At 44.7% G+C, this 25,251-nt stretch carries 19 protein-coding genes; 10 read left to right on the forward strand and 9 right to left on the reverse strand.

Features of this window, described 5'->3' with window-relative positions:
- Window positions 1-18 precede the first annotated feature (18 nt).
- Window positions 19-1,242, reverse strand: a complete 1,224-nt coding sequence (locus WH96_RS16765; protein ID WP_047765377.1) for a D-alanyl-D-alanine carboxypeptidase — start codon at window positions 1,240-1,242, stop codon at window positions 19-21.
- Between the two features lie 250 nt (window positions 1,243-1,492).
- Between WH96_RS16765 and WH96_RS16770 the strand changes: the two genes are divergently transcribed.
- From WH96_RS16770 to clpA, 4 genes are all read left to right on the forward strand, one after another.
- Window positions 1,493-2,182, forward strand: coding sequence for a hypothetical protein (locus WH96_RS16770; RefSeq protein ID WP_156176837.1), 690 nt, complete (start codon window positions 1,493-1,495; stop codon window positions 2,180-2,182).
- A 364-nt stretch (window positions 2,183-2,546) separates the two neighbouring features.
- Entirely contained in the window at window positions 2,547-3,110 is a 564-nt protein-coding gene (locus tag WH96_RS16775; RefSeq protein ID WP_047765379.1) for a phasin family protein, read from the forward strand.
- A 332-nt stretch (window positions 3,111-3,442) separates the two neighbouring features.
- Window positions 3,443-3,769 (forward strand): ATP-dependent Clp protease adapter ClpS, encoded by a 327-nt coding sequence (gene clpS, locus WH96_RS16780; RefSeq protein ID WP_047765380.1) that lies wholly within the window; start codon window positions 3,443-3,445, stop codon window positions 3,767-3,769.
- A 427-nt stretch (window positions 3,770-4,196) separates the two neighbouring features.
- On the forward strand, window positions 4,197-6,497 hold the full coding sequence (gene clpA / locus WH96_RS16785) for an ATP-dependent Clp protease ATP-binding subunit ClpA (RefSeq protein ID WP_047765454.1): 2,301 nt from the start codon (window positions 4,197-4,199) through the stop codon (window positions 6,495-6,497).
- Between the two features lie 219 nt (window positions 6,498-6,716).
- Here clpA and WH96_RS16790 read toward each other — a convergent pair whose 3' ends face one another.
- Both WH96_RS16790 and creD read right to left on the reverse strand, forming a co-directional pair.
- Window positions 6,717-9,236, reverse strand: a complete 2,520-nt coding sequence (locus WH96_RS16790) for a putative bifunctional diguanylate cyclase/phosphodiesterase (protein ID WP_047765381.1) — start codon at window positions 9,234-9,236, stop codon at window positions 6,717-6,719.
- A gap of 243 nt (window positions 9,237-9,479) precedes the next feature.
- The gene (gene creD / locus WH96_RS16795; protein ID WP_047765382.1) at window positions 9,480-10,964 is read right to left on the reverse strand and encodes a cell envelope integrity protein CreD; all 1,485 of its coding nucleotides are present in this window, start codon (window positions 10,962-10,964) and stop codon (window positions 9,480-9,482) included.
- A gap of 818 nt (window positions 10,965-11,782) precedes the next feature.
- On the opposite strand from creD, the gene WH96_RS16805 reads away from it, so the two are divergent.
- Window positions 11,783-12,382, forward strand: coding sequence for a DUF1287 domain-containing protein (locus tag WH96_RS16805; RefSeq protein ID WP_047765384.1), 600 nt, complete (start codon window positions 11,783-11,785; stop codon window positions 12,380-12,382).
- Between the two features lie 5 nt (window positions 12,383-12,387).
- Here the strand turns inward: WH96_RS16805 and WH96_RS16810 are convergent, their stop codons facing one another.
- The 4 genes from WH96_RS16810 to WH96_RS16825 all read right to left on the reverse strand — a co-directional run bounded on the left by WH96_RS16810 (window position 12,388) and on the right by WH96_RS16825 (window position 19,922).
- On the reverse strand, window positions 12,388-13,560 hold the full coding sequence (locus WH96_RS16810) for a GNAT family N-acetyltransferase (RefSeq protein WP_047765385.1): 1,173 nt from the start codon (window positions 13,558-13,560) through the stop codon (window positions 12,388-12,390).
- Between the two features lie 225 nt (window positions 13,561-13,785).
- A complete protein-coding gene (locus WH96_RS16815) occupies window positions 13,786-14,253 on the reverse strand; it encodes a RidA family protein (protein ID WP_047765386.1) in 468 nt (155 codons plus the stop codon).
- Between the two features lie 484 nt (window positions 14,254-14,737).
- Window positions 14,738-18,400: a vitamin B12-dependent ribonucleotide reductase gene (locus WH96_RS16820; RefSeq protein ID WP_047765387.1), complete on the reverse strand. Its 3,663-nt coding sequence runs from the start codon at window positions 18,398-18,400 to the stop codon at window positions 14,738-14,740.
- 616 nt (window positions 18,401-19,016) lie between these two features.
- Window positions 19,017-19,922: a DMT family transporter gene (locus WH96_RS16825; protein ID WP_047765388.1), complete on the reverse strand. Its 906-nt coding sequence runs from the start codon at window positions 19,920-19,922 to the stop codon at window positions 19,017-19,019.
- A gap of 387 nt (window positions 19,923-20,309) precedes the next feature.
- Here WH96_RS16825 and WH96_RS16830 point away from each other — a divergent pair, with 387 nt between their 5' ends.
- The 5 genes from WH96_RS16830 (at window position 20,310) to WH96_RS16850 (ending at window position 23,076) form a co-directional block, all read left to right on the forward strand.
- Complete coding sequence (locus tag WH96_RS16830) at window positions 20,310-21,179, forward strand: hypothetical protein (protein ID WP_156176838.1); 870 nt, start codon at window positions 20,310-20,312, stop codon at window positions 21,177-21,179.
- Window positions 21,180-21,379: 200 nt separating this feature from the next.
- Complete coding sequence (locus WH96_RS16835; protein ID WP_047765390.1) at window positions 21,380-21,760, forward strand: NADH:ubiquinone oxidoreductase subunit NDUFA12; 381 nt, start codon at window positions 21,380-21,382, stop codon at window positions 21,758-21,760.
- An 86-nt stretch (window positions 21,761-21,846) separates the two neighbouring features.
- The gene (gene mlaD, locus WH96_RS16840) at window positions 21,847-22,296 is read left to right on the forward strand and encodes an outer membrane lipid asymmetry maintenance protein MlaD (protein ID WP_047765391.1); all 450 of its coding nucleotides are present in this window, start codon (window positions 21,847-21,849) and stop codon (window positions 22,294-22,296) included.
- A gap of 38 nt (window positions 22,297-22,334) precedes the next feature.
- Window positions 22,335-22,565, forward strand: coding sequence for a hypothetical protein (locus WH96_RS16845; protein ID WP_047765392.1), 231 nt, complete (start codon window positions 22,335-22,337; stop codon window positions 22,563-22,565).
- An 82-nt stretch (window positions 22,566-22,647) separates the two neighbouring features.
- Window positions 22,648-23,076: a DUF2155 domain-containing protein gene (locus WH96_RS16850; RefSeq protein WP_047765455.1), complete on the forward strand. Its 429-nt coding sequence runs from the start codon at window positions 22,648-22,650 to the stop codon at window positions 23,074-23,076.
- Window positions 23,077-23,169: 93 nt separating this feature from the next.
- On the opposite strand, the gene aat is transcribed toward WH96_RS16850, so the two are convergent.
- Together aat and accC are read right to left on the reverse strand one after the other, a co-directional pair.
- Window positions 23,170-23,838: a leucyl/phenylalanyl-tRNA--protein transferase gene (aat, locus tag WH96_RS16855; RefSeq protein ID WP_047765393.1), complete on the reverse strand. Its 669-nt coding sequence runs from the start codon at window positions 23,836-23,838 to the stop codon at window positions 23,170-23,172.
- 61 nt (window positions 23,839-23,899) lie between these two features.
- On the reverse strand, window positions 23,900-25,249 hold the full coding sequence (gene accC, locus WH96_RS16860) for an acetyl-CoA carboxylase biotin carboxylase subunit (RefSeq protein WP_047765394.1): 1,350 nt from the start codon (window positions 25,247-25,249) through the stop codon (window positions 23,900-23,902).
- Window positions 25,250-25,251: the final 2 nt, after the last annotated feature.

Genomic DNA, 25,251 nt, shown 5'->3' on the forward strand with positions numbered 1-25,251 from the left:
TTGCGAAAGACAGTCCCTTTAAAATAATCCTGGAGGAACGGCGACGCATGACATGCGTTGTTGCTTGAGTTCACGACAAGCATTGCGTGCTGCAATTTCATCAAGACCTTTCAGACGGGCGCGGTAGAGAGAGCCATCGGCTTTATCAACCTGCTGAATATGTACCTGGGTGCCTGTAGGGGTTGATTTAATTTGTGCCAAAGCTTGATCCGCAGCCATTTTTGCTGGTTCATACTTTCTGAAAGCACCGACTTGAATACCCCAATCTGATATTGGTTGCACTGCACTGCTATCAGGTTGAATAGCTGCAATTTGTCCTGGTAAAGAGAGATCTGTTGACGCTGTTAAGACTGGGCGGGATTTCGGCAGTGGTGGTGCGGATACAAAAACGCTTTCTCTTCGAGGATTACGTTTTGGGGCTGCGGGTAACTTGGCAACCTGTGTAATGCCGACACGTTTGAAGCTTTTGTCCAGAATCTCTTTCATATGGCGATCGCGAGAGCGACCCGTTTTCCCACCAAACACAACGCCAATCAGTCGACGATTGTTACGAACAACTGAAGCGACCAAATTAAAACCAGAGGCACGCGTGTAACCTGTTTTTATACCATCTGTTCCCTGATAGCTGGCTAGCAACTTGTTATGGTTTCTGTAGGATCTGTTTTTGTACTTATAACTTTGTGTTGAGAACAGATGATAGTACTGTGGAAAATCCCGCTTCAACGCAATCGCAAGCTTTGACATATCACGAGCTGTGCTCAGTTGACCCCGGTTTGGCAGGCCAGAGGCATTGCGGAATGTTGTTCTCGTCATGCCAAGAGAATGTGCTTTCTTTGTCATCATTCTGGCAAACGTTGTTTCTTTTCCACCGATAGCTTCGGCCATGACCACAGCAGCATCGTTGGCAGATTTTGTTACCAAAGCCATAATAACGTCTTTGGTAGAAATTGTGCCTTTGTATCTTAAGCCAAGCTTTGACGGCGCCATTCCGGCGGCACGTTTTGATACAGGCAGCTTTTGTTTCATGGTTAGCTTACCCTTTTCCAAGGCATCAAATGCCATGTAGAGGGTCATCATTTTTGTTAAAGAGGCAGGGTAGTTACGCGTATCTGCATTTCTACTGTAAAGAACTTCGCCAGTGTGTGCATCAATCACTAGGGATGCATACTTGGCCTGTGCCGGTGCCATAAGCACGAACAGGGTCAGAAGCATAGTGGTAATGAGCTTCAGTCCTAGGTTCATTAATTCCCCCCTTTTAAATGGGTTTGTAGATAAATCTTAGAGGATTTATCGAATGTTATAACTCAAATATGTCTACTAACCATTTAAAACAGAAGGATTCTACATAAATTCGATTCTTCTGTCCAGTTGCCAATAGCCAATTGCCATCAGGATGACATATTTATCTTGAGAATGTGTAAAGATACAATGCCAATGTTAATAAATGGCAAAAATGGCGGAAAATTGGTTAATTTTATACATTGAGGATAAAATGCGTCTAGCTCAATTTGTACCTTTCGTACTTTCTCCGCTTTTATTTGCAGCGGGGTGTACTTACCAAGGGGATATCGACAAACCCTATACCCAGAAAGCAACCTGGTTCAGTTATGTTGGCGGAGATGATATTCGTGCTCGCTGTGCACCGGGGATCACGGAATATCGATTTGTTTATAATGCTGTTTATGATGAACAGATTCGCAGCTATGAAATTACTGGGAAACCCGGGGAACCTGCTGAAATGATTTCGCGTGTCCAAGAAGGTCATGGTCTTGATGTGACAGAAATTTCGTTGTCAGATCCTTTGGCGCAATTTGGTTGGAAAAAATCAACAACCAATCTTTCTGTTTCAGAAATGGGCGAACTCGAATCTCTGTTGAAGGCCTCAGGTGCCGGAGAACCGATAACAAAGGGGGCACGTCTACGATCTGATGATTTCTATTGGGTTTCAGCACTCTGCTATGATGGTGCCTTTGTTTATAACGGATGGAAGAAAACCTCTGAAGGTTTTGAGCATCTGGCTTTTATGCCATTTCTATTCAAACATGATAAAACTGACATAAAGGTTAACCCCTTTCGTGATGTTGGTGGGAAGCATATTGCACGGTTGCATCAGTCCAAGGCGGAAAAGCGGAAACATTTTGATCTTGAAGTTGGTAATAATGGTCTTGTGACAGGTTTTTAGTATCTGGTTTAGTATCTGTGACTTGGGTTATCCCATTCTAAAGCAGACGGACATCATTGTTCGTCTGCTTTGAGTGTACAGGCATAGGATTTGTGACTTTTAAAATACTTTCGCCTAGGTTGTCATGTTTCAGTTTGGTTGCAATAGCGTTATGTGTTTGTTGCATTGCAGCATTGTCCTTGAAATTTCAAATTTAATGTGTATGTTAATGCATATGTTGCATTGCAGCATGAGTGAGTTGTCAGTTGGGGAGGATGAACGTTCCGCCCTGAATTAAGAGCGAAGGCAGCCTTAAATCTTTACCTCAAGAAGAGGTAAATGCAGGTGGAACGCTGTGAAAACGAACTGATCCTAGGAGACTAAGGTGACAACAACTAAGAAAAAGTTGGCAGATACGACTGAAAGTAAAGCGAAGGCTACACAGGCTAACGCTAAAAATACTGGTAAAGATACTGTCATTAACGGAACAGAAACCGTGGAGAATATGATGAAATCAAGTATGGACGCTGCTGCTAAAGGCTATGAGCAAGCTTTTTCTTTTTCTCAAGCGCAGGCAGAAAAAGCTATGGATACTCTTTATAAGCAGTGCGAAAGCGCTGCTGAATTGAGTAAAGAAAACGCTGAATTGGCTGCAAAGTCAGGCAACAGCATTTCTGAAGGTTATCAAAAGCTGAACTCATTGTTCATGGGCATGGCACAGGATGCTATGAAAAAGAACTTTGCTGTTGCAGAAGCTTTTCTTGGCGCAAAAGATTTTAACGAAGTAACAGATATTCAATCTAACTTTGCACGTGAATCTTTCGATGCCATGGTTAAAAATGGTAACGAGCTAACAACACTTACAACCAAGTTAACGACTGAAGCTGTTGAACCAGTTCGCAAGCAGGTTACCGAAGCTGTTGAGAAAATGACAAAAGCAGCTGCTTAAGTTTTAAAAGCACGCTCTTTTATCAAAATAACGCGGAAAGCCCTGCATTTTGCAGGGCTTTTTGCGTAAAAATATCTCTCTATCTTGAAGAGGGAATGGGGACACACTATAATATAGTGCTGTCGGTGATAGAGTTTAATGTATGGGGCACAGGGCTTTGCTGCTTTTTACACATTGCATTGGGGAATTTTGCATCATTTGGAAGTTTTGTAATGTTGAACTCTGTCGACTGTTTACCAATGTATAATAAAACTGTAGATACGTTGACACGATATATGATGTCGCCGGAAAATTTATCTACATAAGACCAGGAATGATTAGGTAGTTTCTCTATGAGTGGAAAAGAGCGTGATGATGATTTTGGCACGTCGGATGACATTCTCGTAAAACCACGAGAGAAAACCAAACGTCCATCGATGTACAAAGTTTTATTGCTGAATGATGATTACACGCCGATGGAATTTGTCATTCATGTTTTGACGCAGTTTTTCGGTAAAGATCAAGATGATGCAACGCGTATCATGCTTCAGGTGCACCAAAAAGGCGTCGGAATCTGTGGTGTATTCAGTTATGACGTTGCCGAGACAAAAGCAACTCAAGTTGTTGATTTAGCACGAAAGAATCAACATCCATTGCAGTGTACTATCGAGAAAGAATAACAAGCTTGTTAATATCCAAAGCGAGGACGGTCAGTCCTCACTTATCTAAAATTTGAAAAAAATTAAATTTCTCTCGATATTTTTACCCTTTCTTCTTTTTTTTATCTCTACAATAGTTGTGTACCGCTTAGGTAACATCCTGATAAATTATGTAGTTTTTTGGGAAAAATAAATAATTTCGGGAAAATGTGCCTATTTTGGCCATGATTACAGGCGATAAAGGAATTGTTATCTATCCGACGCCTTGTTGAGCGAACATACTCTCCCTAGGTATAGTTTGTAACAATGGTCAAAGAGGTTGAGTTGATATTAGGGTATTGGGGCCTCGGTGGTTCGTAAACGCATACTGTTTACATACTGAAGGCGCTGGTAAGTCAGCTCAAACGATCTGATCACGATGATTGTGAAGGGAAGTTAATTTATGGCAATGCTATCAAACAATCTGGAACAGACACTGCACAGAGCCTTGGCCTATGCCAATGAGCGCCGGCATGAATATGCCACGCTAGAGCATCTGTTGCTGTCGCTCACAGAAGATCAGGATGGCATTTCAGTCTTTAGAGCTTGCGGCGTGGAAATTGAAACACTCCGCGAAGATCTGCTGGATTACATCGATAACGATCTCTCAAATCTAACAACTATTCACCTAGGCGATGCCAAACCAACCGCTGGATTCCAACGTGTTTTGCAGCGGGCCGCGATACATGTGCAGTCATCTGGTCGCGAAGAGGTTACGGGGGCCAATGTCTTGGTCGCCATGTTCTCTGAGCGTGAAAGTCATGCTGTCTTCTTCTTGCAAGAGCAGGAGATGAGCCGACTGGATGCCGTGAATTACATCAGCCATGGCATAACAAAGGTCGAAGGGCTGGAAGAAACCCGAACTATTCACGGGGCCGATGACCTGATGGAAGATGGCGAGAGCCAGGCAGCCAAAGGGCGCGAAGCAATCGATGCCTATTGTGTTGATCTGAACCAAAAAGCCAAAGACGGTAAAATTGATCTGTTGGTCGGGCGTGAACAGGAACTCGAACGTACTATTCAGGTTCTTTGCCGCAGAACAAAAAATAACCCTCTTTATGTCGGCGATCCCGGTGTCGGTAAAACGGCTATCGCCGAAGGTTTAGCTAAAAAGATCGTTGATGGCGAAGTTCCTGAAGTTCTCAAGGATACTAAAATCTTTTCCCTTGATATGGGGTCACTTTTGGCCGGAACACGTTATCGGGGTGATTTTGAAGAACGCCTCAAAGGTGTGGTCAAAGAAGTTGAAGCCATGGACGGTGCCGTTCTTTTTATCGATGAAATTCACACGGTTATTGGTGCCGGGGCGACGTCGGGCGGTTCTATGGATGCATCAAACTTGCTTAAACCTGCGTTGCAGAATGGTGACTTGAGTTGCATCGGGTCAACGACTTACAAAGAATATCGTAATCATTTTGAAAAAGATCGTGCCTTGGTGCGTCGTTTCCAGAAAATTGATGTGGCAGAACCATCGATCGAAGATGCGGTCAAGATTTTACGGGGCCTGAAACCTTATTACGAAGAGCATCATTCGGTTAAATATTCCAACGAAGCCTTACGTACGGCTGTGGAGCTTTCCGCACGTTATATTGGTGATAGGAAGCTACCCGATAAAGCGATTGATGTGATTGATGAGGTCGGCGCATCACAGATGCTGTTGCCGGAAGACAAACGGAAAAAATCACTTGGTGTGAAGGACGTTGAAGCTGTGGTGGCCAAGATTGCCCGGATCCCACCGAAGTCGGTTTCCAAAGATGACAAGTCAGTCCTTAAAAATCTTGAGCGCGATCTTAAGACCATGGTTTATGGTCAGGATCAGGTGATTACCTCGCTTGCATCAGCTATTAAACTTGCCCGTGCAGGTCTGAGAACACCAGAGAAGCCGATTGGGAGCTACCTTTTCACTGGCCCAACCGGTGTCGGTAAAACAGAAGTGGCAAAACAGTTGTCTCATTCATTGGGTGTTGAATTAACACGCTTTGACATGTCGGAATATATGGAACGTCATGCAGTTTCCCGTTTGATCGGGGCGCCTCCGGGGTATGTTGGTTTTGATCAGGGCGGTCTGTTGACTGATGCGATTGATAAGACACCGCATTGCATTCTTTTGCTGGATGAAATTGAAAAAGCACACCCAGATATTTTCAATATTCTCCTGCAGGTTATGGATAACGGGCGCTTGACCGATAACAACGGCAAGACCATTGATTTCCGTAACGTTATCCTGATTATGACATCAAACGCTGGTGCGGCTGATATGGCAAAGCCGGCAATCGGGTTTGGGCGCGAAGTGCGGGTTGGGGATGATGAAGAAGCTGTGAACAAGATCTTCACACCCGAATTCAGAAATCGTCTGGATGCGATTATTCCGTTCAAAAACCTTTCCCCAGCGGTTATGGCCAAGGTGGTCGACAAGTTCATTATGGAGCTGGAAACCCAGCTTGCTGACCGTCAGGTTACTTTTGAACTGTCACCTAAAGCCAAGAAATGGCTGGCAACGGAAGGCTATGATCCGCTCTATGGGGCACGGCCACTGGCCCGTGTTATCCAGAACGAAATCAAGAAGCCATTGGCCGAAGAGCTACTATTTGGCAAGCTGACCCGTGGCGGCGTCGTCCGCATTGATATCAAGGATAACAAACCAAGTTTCAGCTTTCCGGATGAAAAGAAATCCGGACCCAAAAAATCGAGGCGTAAAGAAAAAGCCTGATCTGGGTGATTGAATTTATCAAAGGGCCTCGCAAAATACTGCGTGGCCCTTTTCTTTTGCGAGGAATCTATCGGTCTGTTAGCAATGTAAATTCTTGGGCTGTTATCATTAACTGAAACGCTTGTGACCATTCTAGTCGCAGGGTAATGATCAGATTAACAAAACTAAAGATTCTGAGTTCTTTTGAACTTGTTTCTGTTTGAACGTTATATATTGATCTCAAACATCAACGGCTTGCTCTGTATCGGTAATGGCTTGGTTATCATTTTGCGAGATGCGGTTTAAGAAGTCAGAATACTGTTCCGGTTGTAGGGGCTTGGCATAGAGATAACCTTGGAATTGATCGTATCCCAGTGATTTGAGATAGCTGGCTTGTTCCTTAGTCTCGACGCCTTCAGCGATAATGATCAGGTTGAGGGCATGGCCCAGACCGGAAATGGCCTTGGCAATGGCTAGCGCATCACTTTCAGGTAAATCCTTCACAAAAGATCTGTCGAGTTTTAGGTGGGTGACAGGGAGTTCCTTTAAGTAACTCAGGGAAGAGTAACCTGTGCCAAAGTCATCAATGGCTATTGTTGCCCCTGCGTCCCGTAATTGTGTCAACATAGGGGTTATGAGCTCCAATTGCTGAAGCGTGGTACTTTCTGTGATTTCGATCTGTATTTCACCGGGACTTAAGTTATAACGCTCGACAACGTCCTGATAATCGCCATAGACGTCTCCGTGGAGGAGTTGGACGGCTGAAACGTTAATTGCAACATGCCCGGGCGTAAAGTGTTGTTCCCGCCACTTGGCAATCTGTTCCCCGGCAAGATGCATGATTTTTGTGCCGAGTGGAATGATTTGTTTGCTTTCTTCGGCGATAGGAATGAATTGATCCGGGAAAATAGACCCCTGTGGTGTTTGCCATCTGACCAGTGCTTCGCAGCCTACCGGCTGTTCAGTGCTGGCATCGATTTTAGGTTGATAAAGGAGGAAAAATTCGTTGTTTTTAATACCTGAAGATATCTTCTTTTCCATTTGAATATTTTCGAGCAGCTTTTTGTCGAGTTCGGGATCAAAAACTTCAATGCCAGATAACTTTTCTTGCTTGGCATGCTTGTTGAGTTGTTCACACTTGTTCAGGAGTATTTCTGCATCCTGCCCGTCTTTGGGGTAAACACAAGCCGAGAAGGTGGCTTCCAAATCAAGGGTATAAGTATTTTCTTCATTTGGTGTATCTGGAAGATTAGCTGTGTGTTTGAATTTGAGAGTTTCTAGAATTTCGTCGCGCAGAAAATTCAATTGCCGATGTGATAGGTTTGGAGGTGAAAGCAGGATGAAATGCCCACCACCGAGATGACCTAATGTACAGTTATCACCGAGTAATTTTTGTAATCTCTGACTTATTTCAATTAATATTTCATCTCCAACTTCTCGGCTCAAAAGTTCGTTGATCTTGTGAAAAGATGAAATATCAAAATAGAGGATATAAAAATTATGTTTATGGGAAAGTTGGGCCTTTTGGGCAATGTGCTCAATAATCAGCGTTCTATTGGGTAATCCGGTTAAGGTATCTCGTGTTGCCAGAGATCTAAGCTCTTTTTCTACTTGTATTTGATAACTGACATCAAGTATGACAGCCTGTTTTTTTAGAGAGCCGTGCCATTCAATTGTAGTTATATTGGTATCCAGGAAAATTGGTGTCCCGTCTTTGCGTAGGCGTTTTTCAGCGGCGAAGTGTATATGACCTTCCTTTGGCATCTTTCCCATTGACATCAAATCGATAGGATCGAAGAATGTTTTTGCATAATCACCAAGATTTATAAATTCTTGTGTGGTTTGATATCCAAAAATTTTGGCAGCAGCGGTATTAGAGTAAACAATTTTATTGTTTTCATCTGTGACGACAAAGCCTTGTAGAGAGTTTTCTAGGAGATCTTTAAATCTCTGTTCTGATGACCGGATTTGTTTGTTACTCGTTACCAATCGCCTGACAAACATTTTGAGTGTTTTGGCAATATGCGCGATTTCATCTTTTTTATTGAAGGGACTAACTTTAACGGGTTGGTACTGTGATGGAGTATCAGGATCCAGCGCAAGAATGTTTCTGCTAATCAATGACAAGGGCTTTGTGACGTAAAAGTATGTGATAAGAAGCGTGGTGAAAAAGATGATAGCGCTGATTGTGAAGATTGATTGTGCCAGATAGCTGACAAGGACGGTTATATCTTCGATCTGATACTCAATAGAGCCGTCAATAATGAGCGTCCCTACAAGCTCTGTTGACGGGCCGTTAGCTGCTTGTGTTTTATAGGATAGATCAATGGATATCTGTTCTTGATGTTTGTAGGCAAAGGCAACAATTGTGTCCCTGACAAGTTTATCAAAAAGAGATTCTTTATGTCGCGAAATTTCTGATGCAGATTTATGCGTGATCACTTCTTTATCTTCGTTGAGAATTGTCACGGCTTGAATAGCTGGATCTTCTATCAGGCCAGTAACTAAAGAATTGATTGCATCCTCATCAAAATTCCATAAGCCAACAGAGGCACTATAAGAGGCAAGTTCAGCTTTGTTATTAAGTTTTTCCTGTTGGTCTTTAAGGGCGAGTTTGGCCAGGCTTTGTCCCATGTACCAGCAGACAATAGTACCAAAAACGAAACATATGCATAGGGATATTAAAGCTATTTTGAGGCCAAGGCTTTGCTGCTTTTCCTTGAAAAATTCCGACTTTTTCTTAAGGAAGGAAAAGCTCATGAGGTTTACCCCTAACAGGAATGGCTTGAATTCGATTTTTTGTTATTAATGTTCGGTCATAAGTGTAGGCTAGATTTGTAAAAATAGTATGAAGTACTACCTTTGGGGGTGTTTGAGGAGAGTTAAGTGTCAATGTTGTTAAGGTTTTAACTCTCTAAAACGAAGGCTTTGGTGTTGGGTAAGTTTAGAATGTTGCAGGCAGAAGAGCATATGAAAGCAGTTCTTCTGCCTGCAAATAGAAAATTATGTTTCCAAAATTTCTTGATCAGAACTCGTTGCTGCTGGTTCTTCATTTGAGTGTTTGTTCAAATTTCGGGTCATGTACATCATGACTAATAAAATCAATAGTAATAAGCCGCTGCCCATGGTCAGTGCATAGTCTTCCATCTGTAAAATAGAGTAGAGGAAGCCATAGAGCGCAGAGAGTAGAGCACCTATAGCAATTCCATTGGTGCGGCCCTTTGTTGCGGCTGTGATATAGCTGGCAATCGAGAGGACGGTGACAGCAGCGGCGAGGGAATAGGACAAGCTAAAGCTGATGTGTTCGGACAAAGTCAGAAGTAGCAGGTAGAACACAGAGAGGGAAACCCCGACGAGAAGGTATTGTACTAGATGTAAACGAATGCCACGGGTGAATTCAAAAACCAATAACATTAAATACGTCAGGGCAACGAACATAATCCCGTATTTGGCGGCACGAATAGAGGTGCCATAGTGGGATACAGGCTCAAAAAGCTGTGCTTCAGCAATGATTTCGCCCAAGTTTATATCATCTGATCCACGGAAAACCTGTGGGTAATTACGTGACAGGTGGCTGACTTCCCAAGTTGCATTAAAGCTGTCGGTGGTGATATCACGGCTTTTGGGCAGGAACTGTCGAAAGCTTGGGTGAGGCCAGTCTGCAGAAATATTAATCTGTGTGTTCATGCCCAAAGGAATTGCGCGAATATTACGGCTGCCTCGTAGGGTGGTATCAAACTGCACAGAAAAATCAGACAAGTCCTGTGATGGGTCAAGTTTCGCAGAAAAGCCACTTACGAGATAGGGTGTTTGAAGTCCCGTACCGGGCATTAATTCCAGTTTTTTGCCATTTACACGAACGGCTGGCGAAGAGCCGATACCGCTATTGTCTGTCAGGGCAATGGCTATATAAGCTTGGTCATAATGAATCTTCTGCAGATTCTTGATCGGTGGCGGATCAAGACGAAAGCTGGCTGATCCTTTGATATCTGCGGTATAAACCAGACTTTTGTAAATGGAACGCTCTCTAAAATCATGGGTGAGATCGCTGTCGAGTTTTAGATGGTCTGGGAGCATGACAAGTTTGTCTTGGCCGGCGATAATCCGGTCCTTCCCGTTGCTGTCAGTAACACGGGTTTCTGTGGTATAGGGAATAACAAGAATTGGTGCGGCGAGAGTCTGTTCCTGCCCCCATTCCTGATCTGTCTCGTGAAGAACCGAGCGATAGAGGCTATGCCTTTCCTGCATCAGGTCATGAACCAGGGCTGTTGGAATAAGCATCATCAATGTCAGAAAGCCTATGATAACAGCCTTGATCATCAGCGGATTACTATTGGCTATTTTACCCCCTAAATCGCCTGTTAATCCAGAGGCCTGTTGAGCATAACGGCCATAGAGCCAACGCAAACAAACAAGTCCGACAATGGCGCAAACGCCTAAAAATAGGACTATGGCCAGAATGACGAGTACGGTTGTGAAATCGATCATTTTTCCTCCCCCTTAAAGGAAACGTGTTGAAAACAGTAATAATTTTAAGCCGACCAATAGGCCAAGAAGAGGAAACGTTAGACGCTTATTAAGCACATATTTGGAAGAGATTGAGGCGATTTTATGTAGGAAGTAATTGCAAGTAATAGATTGTTTAATGAAAGTTTTTCGTTTTAGTTGCTCTCTAATTTGAAAATTTTTATTATAAAGATTGTGAAAAATGAGCTTGTGATAAAAATAGGAAAATAAGGGGTATTATTCTCGAAAAGACCAAAACTAAATAGTGCAATGATTGAATCTGTAAATATGAAAGGTTCTTCCCTTTTTATACTCTCTATCGTGAATCCTATAATGAATGAGGATATCAAGATGGTAAATAAGCATCCATAATGAATGGTGGGTTTCTCCATCGTAATTTGTGTTTGTTTATAGTAATACCAAATAGATAGTAACGTGATTTGCACTATAATGAAGTTACTCGTTAGTTTGTGAAAAATCATGCTAATAGAATTATTTAAGGCGTGAATAATATCTTTGTCTAAATATATCCAATCTATAGTAGTATAAATTGATAAAAATATACTTATTTCAATTATGGATAAGTAAAATGCATGGCTTAGTGATTTGAAAATTATATGATTTTTGAAAGGGTAGGACATTTTTATTAGATGTTTAATTGTTTAAGAAACAGAGCGCAAAAATTATTAATGTAAAAAATGAGCTATATATTATTCCAAACACCATAATTCATCATAAAGGCGCCTTAATTCCCTCATTATAAAAAAAGATACTTTTTAGTAAAGATAGATGAAGGCAGCATGAACTTAAAACATACTGTTCCCATTTTCTCTATAGTGCTTCTTGCTGGATCATTTGATTTAAGGGCTGAAAATATTACAGGCCAAAATCTTGCCGATGCTGCCTTGGAGCGCACAACTCAGAATGTTGTTTATGATGGCAGTTATCATTCCATTTCTTATCCCGGTGGAGATGTACCTGCGAACATTGGTGTCTGCACGGATGTGGTTATTCGTAGTTACCGGGCGCTGGGGATTGATTTGCAAAAGCTTGTGCATGAAGACATGCGGGCAAACTTTGCCAGCTATCCAAAGATATGGGGGCTGAAATCAACAGATCGAAATATCGATCACCGTCGCGTCCCAAATTTGCGGGTTTTTTTTACCCGTTATGGTCAATCTCTGCCCTTGTCTAGGGATGTTGCGGACTATTTACCAGGTGATCTGGTGACCTGGAACTTGAATAAAAGTGGGTCATTGCCGCACATCGGTATTGTCAGCGATCGAAAATCGTCCAACAGCGTGCCTCTGATCGTACACAATATCGGTTTCGGACCACAAATTGAAGATATGTTGTTCGACTATAAAATGACGGGGCATTACCGTTACATAGAACGGTAACGTCGTTACTTTTTAAAGGGTCCGGTTTCGTTTAGCATTTCTATCTCGTGGTCAACCGCCGGGTTTTCACTTTGGAGAAAACGGGCAATGGCATCGCGGAAATTGGGGTCGGGTATTGCGTGGAGGCTATAAGTTTTGGTCGGCAGGTATCCGCGCTGGATTTTATGGTCACCCTGTGCTCCGGCTTCGACCCGCTTAAGTCCATGGGTAATGGCATAGTCGATGGCCTGATAGTAACAGAGTTCAAAGTGCAGGTTGGGGTAATGTCCGTGCGATCCCCAGTTGCGACCATAGAGCGTGTCGCCCCCTACCAGATTGAGAGCACCGGCCACCATAATCGGACTGGCGTGTGATTGGTCCCATGCGGTACTCAGGACAACCTTGTCGCTCAATTTTGATCCTAGAAGCTGAAAGAAATCATGATTGAGGTAGTCGTGAGCGTATTTTTTATCAACTGTGCTGAGATAGAGTTGATAAAATTGATCACAAATTTCCGGCGTCAGATCATCGCCTGTTAAGGTCTTTATTTCCAAATCATGGCCGTGTGCTTCGCGGCGTTCTTTTTTGATGGCTTTGCGTTTGCGAGAAGATAAAGCGGCAAGAAAATCATCAAAATTTTGATAGTTGTTATTTTCCCAGTGATATTGCATTCCAGTACGGGCGAGCAGTCCGACATCTTTAAGAGCGTGCCATTCCTGTTCTGTGGTAAAGGTCAGGTGCAGGGATGAGGCTTCATACTGCTGCAAGATCTGAAGCATGGCGTTGATCAGGGCCAAGCGAAGCTCTTTTGTTTCTTCTAGTGTCGTCGATGTAATCAGCAGACGTTTGCCTGTTACCGGGCTAAAGGGAACTGCAGATTGTAACTTGGGATAATAGGCTCGTCCTGCACGCTCGTAGGCGTTTGCCCAGCTCCAGTCAAAGACGTATTCACCGTAGGAGTGACTTTTTAGGTAGAGCGGTGCACAGGCAATTATATTGCCGTTATCATCCATGATCGTGAGGTGTTGAGGTTGCCATCCCGTTTCTGCACTGACCGAGCCACTTTCTTCCAAGGCAGATAAAAAGGCGTGGGAAATAAAGGGGTTATTATCTGGCGCATCGTTCTGGGCACAGCGATTCCAGGCCTCTGAAGGAATGCTGTTTATGCCGGGGTGAACTTCAACGCGCAACTGGCTCATTCATGACCTGATTAATCAAGGCGGGACAAGAAAATACTGTTCGCTAAAAATAGGAAGCTCAGCTTGTGGATACAAGGTTTAGAGAGGGCAGAGGATGAATTTAGAGGTAGATCTCGATTTTCTTTGCTTGGAATAAGCAAAAGGCAGGCTGTTGCGCCTGCCTTTTGTCGTTGTGATTTCTTCCGGCTTAGTGCCTTAAGATAGCATTAGCCGAAGAAAAATAACTTAGTCAATTTCTGCTACACAATCGACTTCAACCGCAATGCCAAGTGGCAAACTTGGGGCTGAAACGGCTGCGCGGGCGTGAACGCCCTTGTCACCGAAAACTTCAACCATAAGGTCGGACACACCGTTGATCACTTTAGGCTGATCAACAAAGTCAGGTGTGGAGTTAACAAAACCGCCAAGTTTCACGATGCGCTTTACGCGATCGAGATTACCATCTGTTGCCGCGCTAAGCTGTGCAATGATGTTGATACCGCAAAGACGAGCTGCTTCCTGACCTTCTTCAACCGACATGTTGTCGCCAAGCTTACCTTTGTAGAGGACTTCGCCGTCTTTAATGGTGATTTGGCCGGAAATAAAAACGGTGTTGCCAGAGGTTACGTAACCAACATAGTTCGCAACTGCTTTTGCAGGTTGAGGGACTTCAATTCCAAGTTCTTTCAAACGGGCATCAACTGTACCAGTCATGGCTCTATCCTTATTCGTTTTATACGTTACATTTTTAAGAACGCGCCCCTTTATATAGGGATCTCGTTTATACTCTGGGACGTGTCCTCAAGTCTTGTGTAAAAGCCAACAGTTCTATGATTGATTGCATAGATGGTCTGCCTTGCGCTCTCTTCAACTTAAAAAACTGCGCGAATTTTATCGCTCCTGCTTCCAGACGCAAGCAAAGTTCGCAAAAGAGCATCAAAAAACAGGGTTTTTAAATCCAGTCATCGCATTTGAGGAACATTGTGTCGTTTATGTTCTACTGATTTTTGCGAATCTGGAAGGTGATTAGAAAGGAAACTGGTGCGCAAAAAATACAAAAAGGGTGACCAAAGTCACCCTTTTTGCTGCGAAGAAACGGGAAGCGACAAGAGAGATCTAGATCCTGTCGCGCTCACCGCACCTCTATCAGTCATCCCTCACGATGCCCCCACCGCGATGACTGAAAAACTGCTCCGGTTTAGGAGCAACCTGTTGTCCCGCCGCAAGTATCGCATTTGAGGCAAGTACCGTTACGGACAAGGGTAAAGTTTCCACACTCAGGGCAAGAGTCGCCTTCGTAGCCTTTCATACGGGCTTCACGAACTTTTTCCATGCGTGGGTTTGCAGTTTTTGTTGTGGTGGTTTCCACAACAGTTTCTGTTGTCGTTGGTGCCGGAGTTGTAACTTCTTGAATTGCTTCGGCCGTTACTGCAGAGGCTACGATTTCTTCAGCAGGACGACCACCATTTACAACCATCAACTTGTTACGGACGTAACCTGTGGAGGCCACACGACGGACAGTTTCCGCAACAGCATCCTCTGGCTTGGGCGGGTTGCTCTCGCCGTGACCTTTACCCAGCGTATCCGGTGTGATGTCTGCTGGTTCCACATGGGCCAGGTCGTTACGACCAAGGTAGGAAACAGCCAATTCACGGAAGAGGTAATCAAGAATGGACGTTGCCATCTTGATGACGTCGTTGCCTTCGACCATACCTGATGGTTCAAAGCGGGTGAAGGTGTAGGCCTCGACATACTCTTCCAATGGAACACCGTATTGCAGGCCGATGGAAATTGCGATGGCAAAGTTATTCATCAAGCTGCGGAAGGCTGCGCCTTCTTTGTGCATATCGACAAAGATCTCGCCGAGTTCACCGTCTTCGTACTCACCCGTCCGCAGGTAAACCTTGTGGCCACCAACGATGGCTTTTTGTGTGTAGCCCTTACGACGTGCTGGAAGTTTTTTACGTTCGGTAATGGTCTTCTCGATAACGCGTTCGATGATGCGTTCGGCAACAATCTCGACACGTTTTGCAGAAGATGCTGCTTCCATTTCATCTTGTTCGTCTTCGTCGAGTTCCAAAAGAACACCCGAAGAAAGCGGCTGAGACAGTTTGGAACCATCGCGGTACAGTGCATTGGCTTTCAGGCCGAGCTTCCATGACAGCATGTAAGCATCTTTACAATCGTCGATGACGGCATTTGCGGGCATGTTGATTGTTTTGGAAATCGCACCTGAAATAAACGGCTGAGACGCCGCCATCATACGAATGTGGCTTTCGGCAGAAAGGAAGCGCTTGCCGGTTTTACCGCACGGGTTCGCACAATCGAAGATCGATAGATGCTCGTCTTTCAGATGTGGTGAGCCTTCGAGAGTCATGGAGCCGGTGCAATGGATGTTTGCAGCATCGATGTCTTTGCGGCTGAAGCCAAGTTCAACAAGCATGTCAAAGTTCATGTCGTTGAGCTGTTCATCTTTAAAGCCCAATACTTTTTTGCACAGATCATCACCAAGAGTCCATTTGTTGAAAATGAACTTGATGTCAAAGGCACTGCCGAGACCAGCTTCGATCGCTGCGATTGCTTCGTCTGTAAAACCTTTGGCTTTTAGGCTGTCATGGTTGATACCCGGTGCATCTTTCAACGTGCCATGTCCAACAGCGAACTTGATGATTTCATCAATTTGTTGATCGCTGTAGCCAAGGTTGCTTAGAGCTCCCGGTACTGTACGGTTAATGATCTTGAAATAGCCACCACCAGCAAGCTTCTTGAACTTCACGAGGGCAAAGTCAGGCTCGATACCTGTGGTATCACAATCCATAACAAGACCAATTGTCCCTGTCGGGGCGATTACAGTGGTCTGTGCGTTACGATAACCGTGTTTTTCACCGAGTTCCAGAGCCTGATCCCAAGCGGCTTTGGCTGCTTCGACCATGTTTTGATCAGGGCAATCTTTGGCAACAATTGGCACAGGTAGAACTTCGAGTTCTTCATAGCCAGCTTCTTCGCCATAGGCCGCACGACGGTGGTTGCGCATTACACGCAGCATGTCTTTTTTGTTGAGATCGTAGCGTTTGAACGCACCGAGCTCACCAGCCATTTCAGCAGATGTGGCATAGGCTGTACCGGTCATGATCGCACTTAGGGTCGCACAGATTGCACGGCCTTCGTCTGAATCATAGGAAACGCCTGTGGACATCAACATACCGCCGATGTTGGCAAAGCCGAGACCCAGTGTGCGGAACTCATAAGAATATTGCGCGATGGATTTTGACGGGAACTGAGCCATCAAAACGGAAATTTCAAGCGCGATGGTCCACAGACGTGTTGTGTGGGTGTAAGCTTCTATATCAAAGCTGCCGTCTTCGCGCAGGAAGGTCATCAGGTTCATGGAGGCCAGATTACAGGCCGTATCATCCAGGAACATGTATTCAGAACAAGGGTTGGAACCGTTAATACGCCCAGATTTAGGGCAGGTATGCCATTCGTTAATCGTGGTGTCGTATTGGATGCCGGGATCAGCACAGGCCCAGGCTGCGTGTGAGATTTGGTCCCAAAGATCACGTGCCTTAACCGTTTTCTGTACTTTTCCATCAGAGCGGCGGATCAAATCCCAGTCGCTGTCTTCTTCCAGCTTTTGGAAGAAACCGTTAGCAACACGCACAGAATTGTTTGAGTTTTGACCAGATACAGTTAGGTAAGCATCTGAATCCCAGTCGGTGTTGTAGGTTTCAAACTCAATGTTTGAGAAGCCTTGTGCCGCGAACTGAAGAACACGCTGAACGTAGCTCATGGGAACTTCGTGACTGCGGGCTGCTTTGATAGCTGCTTTCAGTGTGGTGTTCTTGCGTGGGTCAACACGATCTTTACCGGATAGCTGGTCAGTATTACAGGCGGCCATGATCTTGGTCAGATGTGTCTGACAGATTTTAGAACCGGCAACGAGAGCAGCAACTTTTTGCTCTTCGACAACTTTCCAATTGATGTATTCTTCGATATCCGGGTGGTCCAGATCAACTGTTACCATCTTGGCAGCGCGTCGGGTGGTACCGCCTGATTTGATTGCACCAGCAGCACGGTCGCCAATTTTCAGGAAGCTCATCAGACCGGAAGACTTACCACCACCGGATAGAGGTTCTGCAGCACCGCGAACACGAGAGAAGTTTGTGCCAGTACCCGAGCCATATTTAAATAGACGCGCTTCACGAACCCAAAGATCCATAATACCGTTTTCATTTACCAGATCATCGTCAACGGATTGAATGAAGCAGGCATGTGGCTGCGGATGTTCGTATGATGATTTTGATTTGGTGAGCTTGCCAGATTTGTAATCAACATAGTGGTGACCTTGGCCGGGACCGTCGATACCATATGCCCAATGCAGGCCGGTATTGAACCATTGTGGAGAGTTTGGTGCTGTCATCTGATTGGTGAGCATATAGCGCATTTCATCAAAATAGGTGCGAGCGTCTTCTTCACTGTCGAAATAGCCGCCTTTCCAGCCCCAATAGGTCCAGGTACCTGCCAAGCGATCAAAAACCTGTTTAGCAGAAGTTTCGCCAATGATGCGCTCATCTTCGGGGATGTCAGACATTGCATCGTGATCGGGCTCTGATCGCCACAACCATGAGGGGATAGAGTTTTCTTCTACACGTTTAAGTTTTTGAGGGATACCGCGTTTGCGGAAGTACTTCTGTGCGATAATATCGCAAGCCACTTGGCTCCAGCTTGCTGGAACTTCAATGTCCTTAGCCTGGAAGACTATAGAGCCATCCGGATTTTTGATTTCACTAGTTGTTAAGCGAAATTCAATTGCGTCGTAGACGTCTTTCCCGGTTTCCGTAAAGCGACGTGCGATGCGCATGCCGTATCCCCTTTAAATATAACAAGACTCGTTAATAAAGCTCCGGAAACAAGGGTGTTGATATCCTATTCCAGAGCTCACTCATATCACTCGGCCCACAAGTCTAGGACTCTGCGGGTTTCTGCAGGTAGAAGCACATTTTGTTGATCTGAAGTGATTTAACCACAATATTTGGTTGTCGTCATCACTATTTTGCGTATTGACACACAATTTTTTGCGTCCCGGGGCTTGAATAAGCCTGTGGATAAATCTGTTGATGATAAGAGGACGAAATCTATTGTGTTTGAAAAGTGGCGGAAAAATCAAACTCTTTAACGGATATCTAAAATGCAATTTTATTTATTTAAAAATGTGTAAAAAGTATCTCGGACGATTTCGAATCTGGTTGGAATATTCCCGTGTGAACAGTGTCAGGTTTTCATTACCGATTCGTGTCAGTAAAAAGAAAATTAAACGGTTACATTTAAGGGCGGAACCAAAGTTATGGAGCTGTGTTTCTGTAAATGCCTAAAATATATAGCTCTAACCAATAGGTTGTAGTAACAAAAAAATACGTGAAATAGTTTTCTCTAAATCAATGAGAGAATTGAAAAGAGGCAGAGATTGATTCCGTGGGTTAAGCTGTCGGCACTCGAACCGGGCGATAGCAGGAAATAACAACGGCGCTTAATACAAAAAGCGACCCGATTATCTGGGACTTGTTCAAGGTTTCGTTTAAAATAATGACTGCGGTGATGATGGTGACAACAGGCTCTATATTAAAGAGCATGGCTGTTCTGGAAGGGCCAACAAAGTTGACGGTTGTTATTTGCCCCAAAGTCGCCAGCAGATAAAGCAAGGCAATCGCGATAGAGAGGGACCAGCCAAGCGATTGATCTGTCCATTCGTTTGGTAAGCTGATGTTGTCGTCAAAGAGAAGATACATACAGGTTAAAACTGTTGCGACGATATTGACGTAAAATACAATCGTCAGATTGGGAACATGACTTACCACTGATCTGCTGACAATTAATGTCCCGGATATGGAAAGAGTTGCCCCCATAACGAATAGAACACCCCGCCAGTCCAGTTCTTCTATGTTGGTGCCCAGCGCAATTGTAATACCAGTAAAGGCAAGGATGGAAAGGCCTAGTTGAATGAGGCTTGGCAGGCGTCTTTGTAACAACGGATCAATTACGGTGACAATAACAGGATAGGTATAGAACAGGATAGCACCTAGGCTAACAGGTATATAGGTGACGGCGGAAAGGTAACAGACCGTAACGCTGAAAATAAGCAGCCCCATACTACAGAGGGGGAGAATTTTATTTCTAGGTACGATTAATGTACTTCGGCTGACAAGCACGATAGCCGCCATAAGCAAACTGCCAAGTACAAAGCGCATGATTGTTGCGCTACTGGCTGTAACACCGATGGCATGTGCAAAAGGAAAAATTGGCGTAATCAGCCCGAACGCAGTCCCTCCAGCAAGACCAGTGGCAATGCCGAAGAGTGGAGGCTTTTGGGCTTTTGCATTATTCACAATAATACTCTTTAGAATGTTCGGGGTAACGGCACTTACGTTCAATCTACTATTTTTCGGACCGCCCTGATTATTTTTGATGACGATTATCTGACGATTATCCCTGGCGCAACGGCGACGATCTGATTGCCATTATCTACAAGGCACTATCCGTCTATGGTGACTTAAGCTCTTTTTAAGTCCTACCGCAAGGGAAAGCACATGTGAGATTTGCTGGATTTAGTAAATTTCAAACGGCGTGACTTTTGGCCCAGTGTCACCAGTGTCAATTGGCGCAGTGTTAAAAAAAACATCGAGACGTGTATCATCCCACTGTCTGTGTTATCTAAACTTCAGAATAAAAACTGCATTATCAATAGATCAAAAGACCGGAGTGAAAACGGCTGCATGAGAGTTTCCCTAATAGATTTTCGCGATAAACTTGAAGATTGCCTGGAGGCCAGAGGTGCGCAGGAAATTACCCTTGATCGAGCTTCGACCATGGTGCAATGGGCAGAACGTATTCACCGCTGTGGCATTCGCTTCCTGGCTAAAAACAAAAGTGCGTATAGTCAGACGGATATGACTAAAATTGAGCAGTTATCCGAACAGGGAAACACGGTTTTTCTGGATGCAAAGGGGCAGTCATTGGCCGTTGCAGGTATTCAGGCGATGGAAAAAGCCAGCCTTAATGCAAAAGATCAGGGCATGGGACTTGCCGTTATCTCTAATGTTTGTGATTTGGTTGGCTTGGGGCAACTGGTTGAAGAGGCGATGCAAGATGGTTTGGCTTGCTTTGCTACCTTTGCGGTTGATCAAGTTTCCGAAGAAGGTCAGATCCTGACGGAGCTTTATGGTAATTGTCGCGGTATCATTGGTGTGCCTGGTGATGAAGAAGATCTTTATATCGAACTTTATGGTTTGCCGGTTAGCCATGATGCTTTTATGCAAGGTATAACGCCGGGAAACATTGGCGAGTTGGTTGTCAGTGCCCTGACTAAATCAGATCTGACTAAATCAGACCCTAATAAATCAGATAAGCAGGTGCCGGGCTGTACGCTCTTGGTTTTGGATCTTCCCCAGCTTTACCCCGATATGATTAAAGGTCTTGAAGCTGGTGTTTCTACGGCACCTGCACGCTTGTTTAACCCCGCAGATCAGATCGCACGAAATCAGGATATCGCAGAAGAAGGGTATCAAGTTGAAGAGGGGGATTGGAACATGATCTGTGCACAAGAAGGGCTTACAACTGTTTCAAAAGAGGACGCGGAGGCGTAGCTGGGTAAAATTTACGTCATTTTTGCGCCCTTTAGGCTGGACTGAACGGGGTTGCAGTGTAATATTCAGCGCTGAACGATAAGTAGCGTTTCTATAATGATACTTGTTATTTACGAACAAAGAACAGCTGTCTTAAGTCGCTGTTCATAAGACAGATATATAAGAATAGGGTTAGAACCCAATTCAATTAAGGAAGAGATATGGCTGGAACTCCTCTTGGAACTCGTCTGTTCACATGGCTCAAAGGTGAGTTGGTTGGGCAAGATAAGGACGGCAACAAGTTCTATCGCACCAAGGGTGGCAGTGAAGTACATAAGAATAGCCTACGGTCAGAACGTCGTTGGGTCATTTATAATGGAGAGCCGGAAGCAAGTCGCGTTTCCGCTGACTGGCATGCCTGGATACATCACACAACGGACGAATTACCACCCGAAGGCGGTTACGCCAAACACGCGTGGCAGCAGGAACATCAACCAAATAAAACGGGTACAGCCGAAGCATACCGTCCACAAGGAAGTATGTTAAAGGCAGGTGACCGTCCACGTGTTTCGGGTGATTATGACGCTTGGCAGCCTGAATAAATTATAGTCATTCAAGGTAGAGGTTGGTTTTTCCAGAACTTCTGCCTTTATTTTTCAAACTCAATTTTCCTTCGTAGGTGAACTCGATGAATAGAAGTATTGTTGAAACGATTATTGGCGGGCTTGTTTTGCTTGTTGCTGTTTCCTTTGGCTTCTTCGCTTTTAGCAGTAATTCAGGCGGATCTTCTACCGGATACGAAGTTGTTGCTGAGTTCGATAATGCCAGTGGTTTGGTTTCAGGTACGGATGTCGAAATCGCAGGGGTAAAGGTTGGCACAGTTCTTCACCAAGAACTGGATAAAGACACCTATTTTGCTGTTGTGACGCTTTTGATTGACGATGATATCAAGCTTCCCAAGGGAACTTCGGCGCGCATTCTCTCTGACAGTTTGTTGGGTGGAAATTTTGTCAGCCTTGAACCGGGCGGGGAAGACGACTATATCGAAGCGGGTGGATCAATTGATGATACCCAAGGTTCGGTGAATCTTATGGATCTTCTTGGGCGTTTTGTCTTCTCTTCTGCCGATAGTGATTGATCATAGATTTCAAAAGATAATTTTAGGGCGGGATAACTATGGCAGAGAAGACAAAATCATCAACTGTCTGGCGCCAACCTGATGGCGAGCCTCTTTCCTGCCTTGAAAAGATCAAAGTCTTAAATGAAAATCTCGAAGAAATAAGAGAACTTTCACAAGACGCATTGGAAGATGCTGTTCTTATGGGAGGAGACGAAGATCAGTTGCGAGAGGTTTTAAAGGCCATTGTTGATGAGCTTGTGAATCCTTATGCGTCAAAAAAACACTGATAGATCCAGACAGAGGAACATTGGTAGCTTGTTACAGATCTTGAATAAATTTGCTCCAAAACGATGCCGATCACTGTCAGCGATGGCTTTAATCTCCGGGGTACTAGCAGGGGGCTTTATTGGTACGGTTTCGCAACCGGCTAAAGCCGAGATGATTTCCTATGAAGTTGCTGTTCTGCAAGGTTTGAACAAAATCACAGCGCGAGTATCCGAGTTGCGGGTGCCTGTAAATCAACCGGTTCGGTTTGGATCACTAGAAATCAATGCGCGAGAGTGTCGTAAAAGCCGCCCGGAAGAAATGCCTGAATCTGCTTCCTTTCTTGAGATTGATGACCATAAAGAAAATACTGAAACAACGCGAATGTTCGCCGGTTGGATGTTTGCGTCATCTCCTGCTGTATCGGCTATGGAGCATCCGGTGTATGATATCTGGGTGGTAAACTGTATGTCTTTGGATGAAGCACAGGCCGCTTCTGAGCAGGCAGAAGAAGAGACGAAAGCGACTGAGTAGCAAGTGTAACCCTTAGGTCTATTTTTCTAACAGATAGATATATTTTGGCTGTGACTGATCCCATCAGTCATCTTTGTCACTAATGACTAATCATTAGTCATCGGTATACACGGTAGAGCGATTGCCTTTGCAGCTTTCTATAAAATCAAAAAGTTCGATTTCTGAAAGCTCCAATGGGAAGCGGGCTGGGGCTTGCATAGCTTCGAATAGACATCTTTTGTATATTTCACGCTCTATTTCAATTGTGCCAAACTGACTTAAATGTTCTGTGGTGAATTGCGTATCCAGCAGGTTATAATTTCCTTTAATAAGGCGAGCTGCCAGGTGAATAAGAGCCACCTTGCTTGCATCGCTCCGCCGGGAAAACATGCTTTCCCCAAAAAAGGCTCCGCCCAGCGAGACACCATAGAGACCGCCAACGAGTTTGCCATCAAGCCAGCATTCAACAGAGTGGGCAAAGCCACGCTCGTGGAGTTGGGTGTATATTTTTTTGATGAGGGGGTTTATCCAAGTATCTGGACGCTGTGATGTCGTTGCTGCACACATTTCCAGTACATCGGAAAAAGCTGTGTTACAGCGAACCTCAAAGGGTTTTCTTTTTAATGTTTTACGTAGGGATCTGGATATATGGATTTTATCCAAAGGAAGTATGCCGCGATTCTCTGGATCTATCCAATGCAGATCCAGAGAATCATGACTTTCTGCCATTGGGAAAACGCCAATGGTATATGCTTTTAAGAGTAGATCTGCTGTGATCTCCATGAACACCTATGCCCTGAAAATTACGCTTAAGCACCTAATTCGGGGAATGCCTGTCCAATTTTTACCCTTTATTCAAACTATCAACAAACTTTTCCAGCCAGTGGATGTCGTAAACACCGGATTGAAATTGTTCGTTATTCACTAATTCCATGTGCAATGGAATTGATGTGTTAACACCATCAATGACGTACTCTTGCAAGGCGCGTCTTGTTTTCATGATACAATCAGCGCGATCATCGCCATGGACAATCAGCTTGGCGATCATGCTATCGTAAGTTGGCGGAATTTTATACCCGGCATAGATCGCAGCATCAACGCGAATACCAAGCCCGCCAGGGGCATGATAGCTTTTGATTTGGCCAGGAGATGGCATGAAGTTGAAGGGGTGTTCAGCATTGATCCGGCACTCAATGGCATGTCCTTTGAGAACAACTTCTTCCTGAGTGTGGCTCAGCTTTTCACCTGCAGCAACACGGATCATTTCGCGCATAAGATCAATGCCGCTGATGGCTTCTGAAATCGTATGTTCGACTTGAATACGCGTATTCATTTCAATGAAAAAGAACTCGCCATTCTCATAGAGATATTCAATCGTACCGGCGCTTTTGTACCCGAAGCCAAGCATTGCATCGGCAGAAATTTTTCCAATACGGTTGCGTTCTTCGTCGGTCAACATTGGTGATGGAGCTTCTTCCAGCACCTTTTGGTGGCGTCGTTGGAGCGAACAATCGCGTTCACCAACGTGGATTGCGCCGCCTTGGCCATCACCTAGTAGCTGGATTTCAATATGCCGGGGTGTCCCCAGATATTTTTCCATATAGACGACATCATCACCAAAAGCAGATTTTGCCTCGGTACGTGCCAGTCGAAAGCCTTCACGAAGCTCATCATCATTGTTGGCGACCTTCATACCACGACCACCGCCGCCCGAACGCGCCTTGATCAGGACCGGATAGCCGATTTCCTTGGCAATCCTAATGCCGTCTTCGGCACTTTCCAGCGCGCCATCAGATCCGGGAACAACCGGAATCCCAAGCTTGATAGCTGTTTCTTTCGCGGCGACTTTGTCACCCATAATCCGGATATGCTCGGGAGAGGGACCAATAAAGGTAAAGCCGTGCTCTTCAACCATTTCGGCGAAGGCCGCATTCTCTGAAAGAAAGCCAACGCCGGGGTGAATAGCATCAGCGCCTGTCATTGTCGCGGCTGAAAGGATAGCCGGAATATTGAGGTAGCTGTCTTTACTCGGTGCGGGGCCGATACAGACGGACTCATCAGCAAGGCGAACATGCATCGCATCAGAATCGATTGTGGAATGTACTGCAACGGTTTCGATGCCCATATCGCGACAAGCCCGAAGAATTCTAAGGGCAATTTCGCCGCGATTGGCAATGAGGATCTTTTTGAACATGA

Origin of the sequence: Kiloniella spongiae, assembly GCF_001026905.1 — a bacterium.
Lineage (GTDB): Bacteria > Pseudomonadota > Alphaproteobacteria > Kiloniellales > Kiloniellaceae > Kiloniella > Kiloniella spongiae.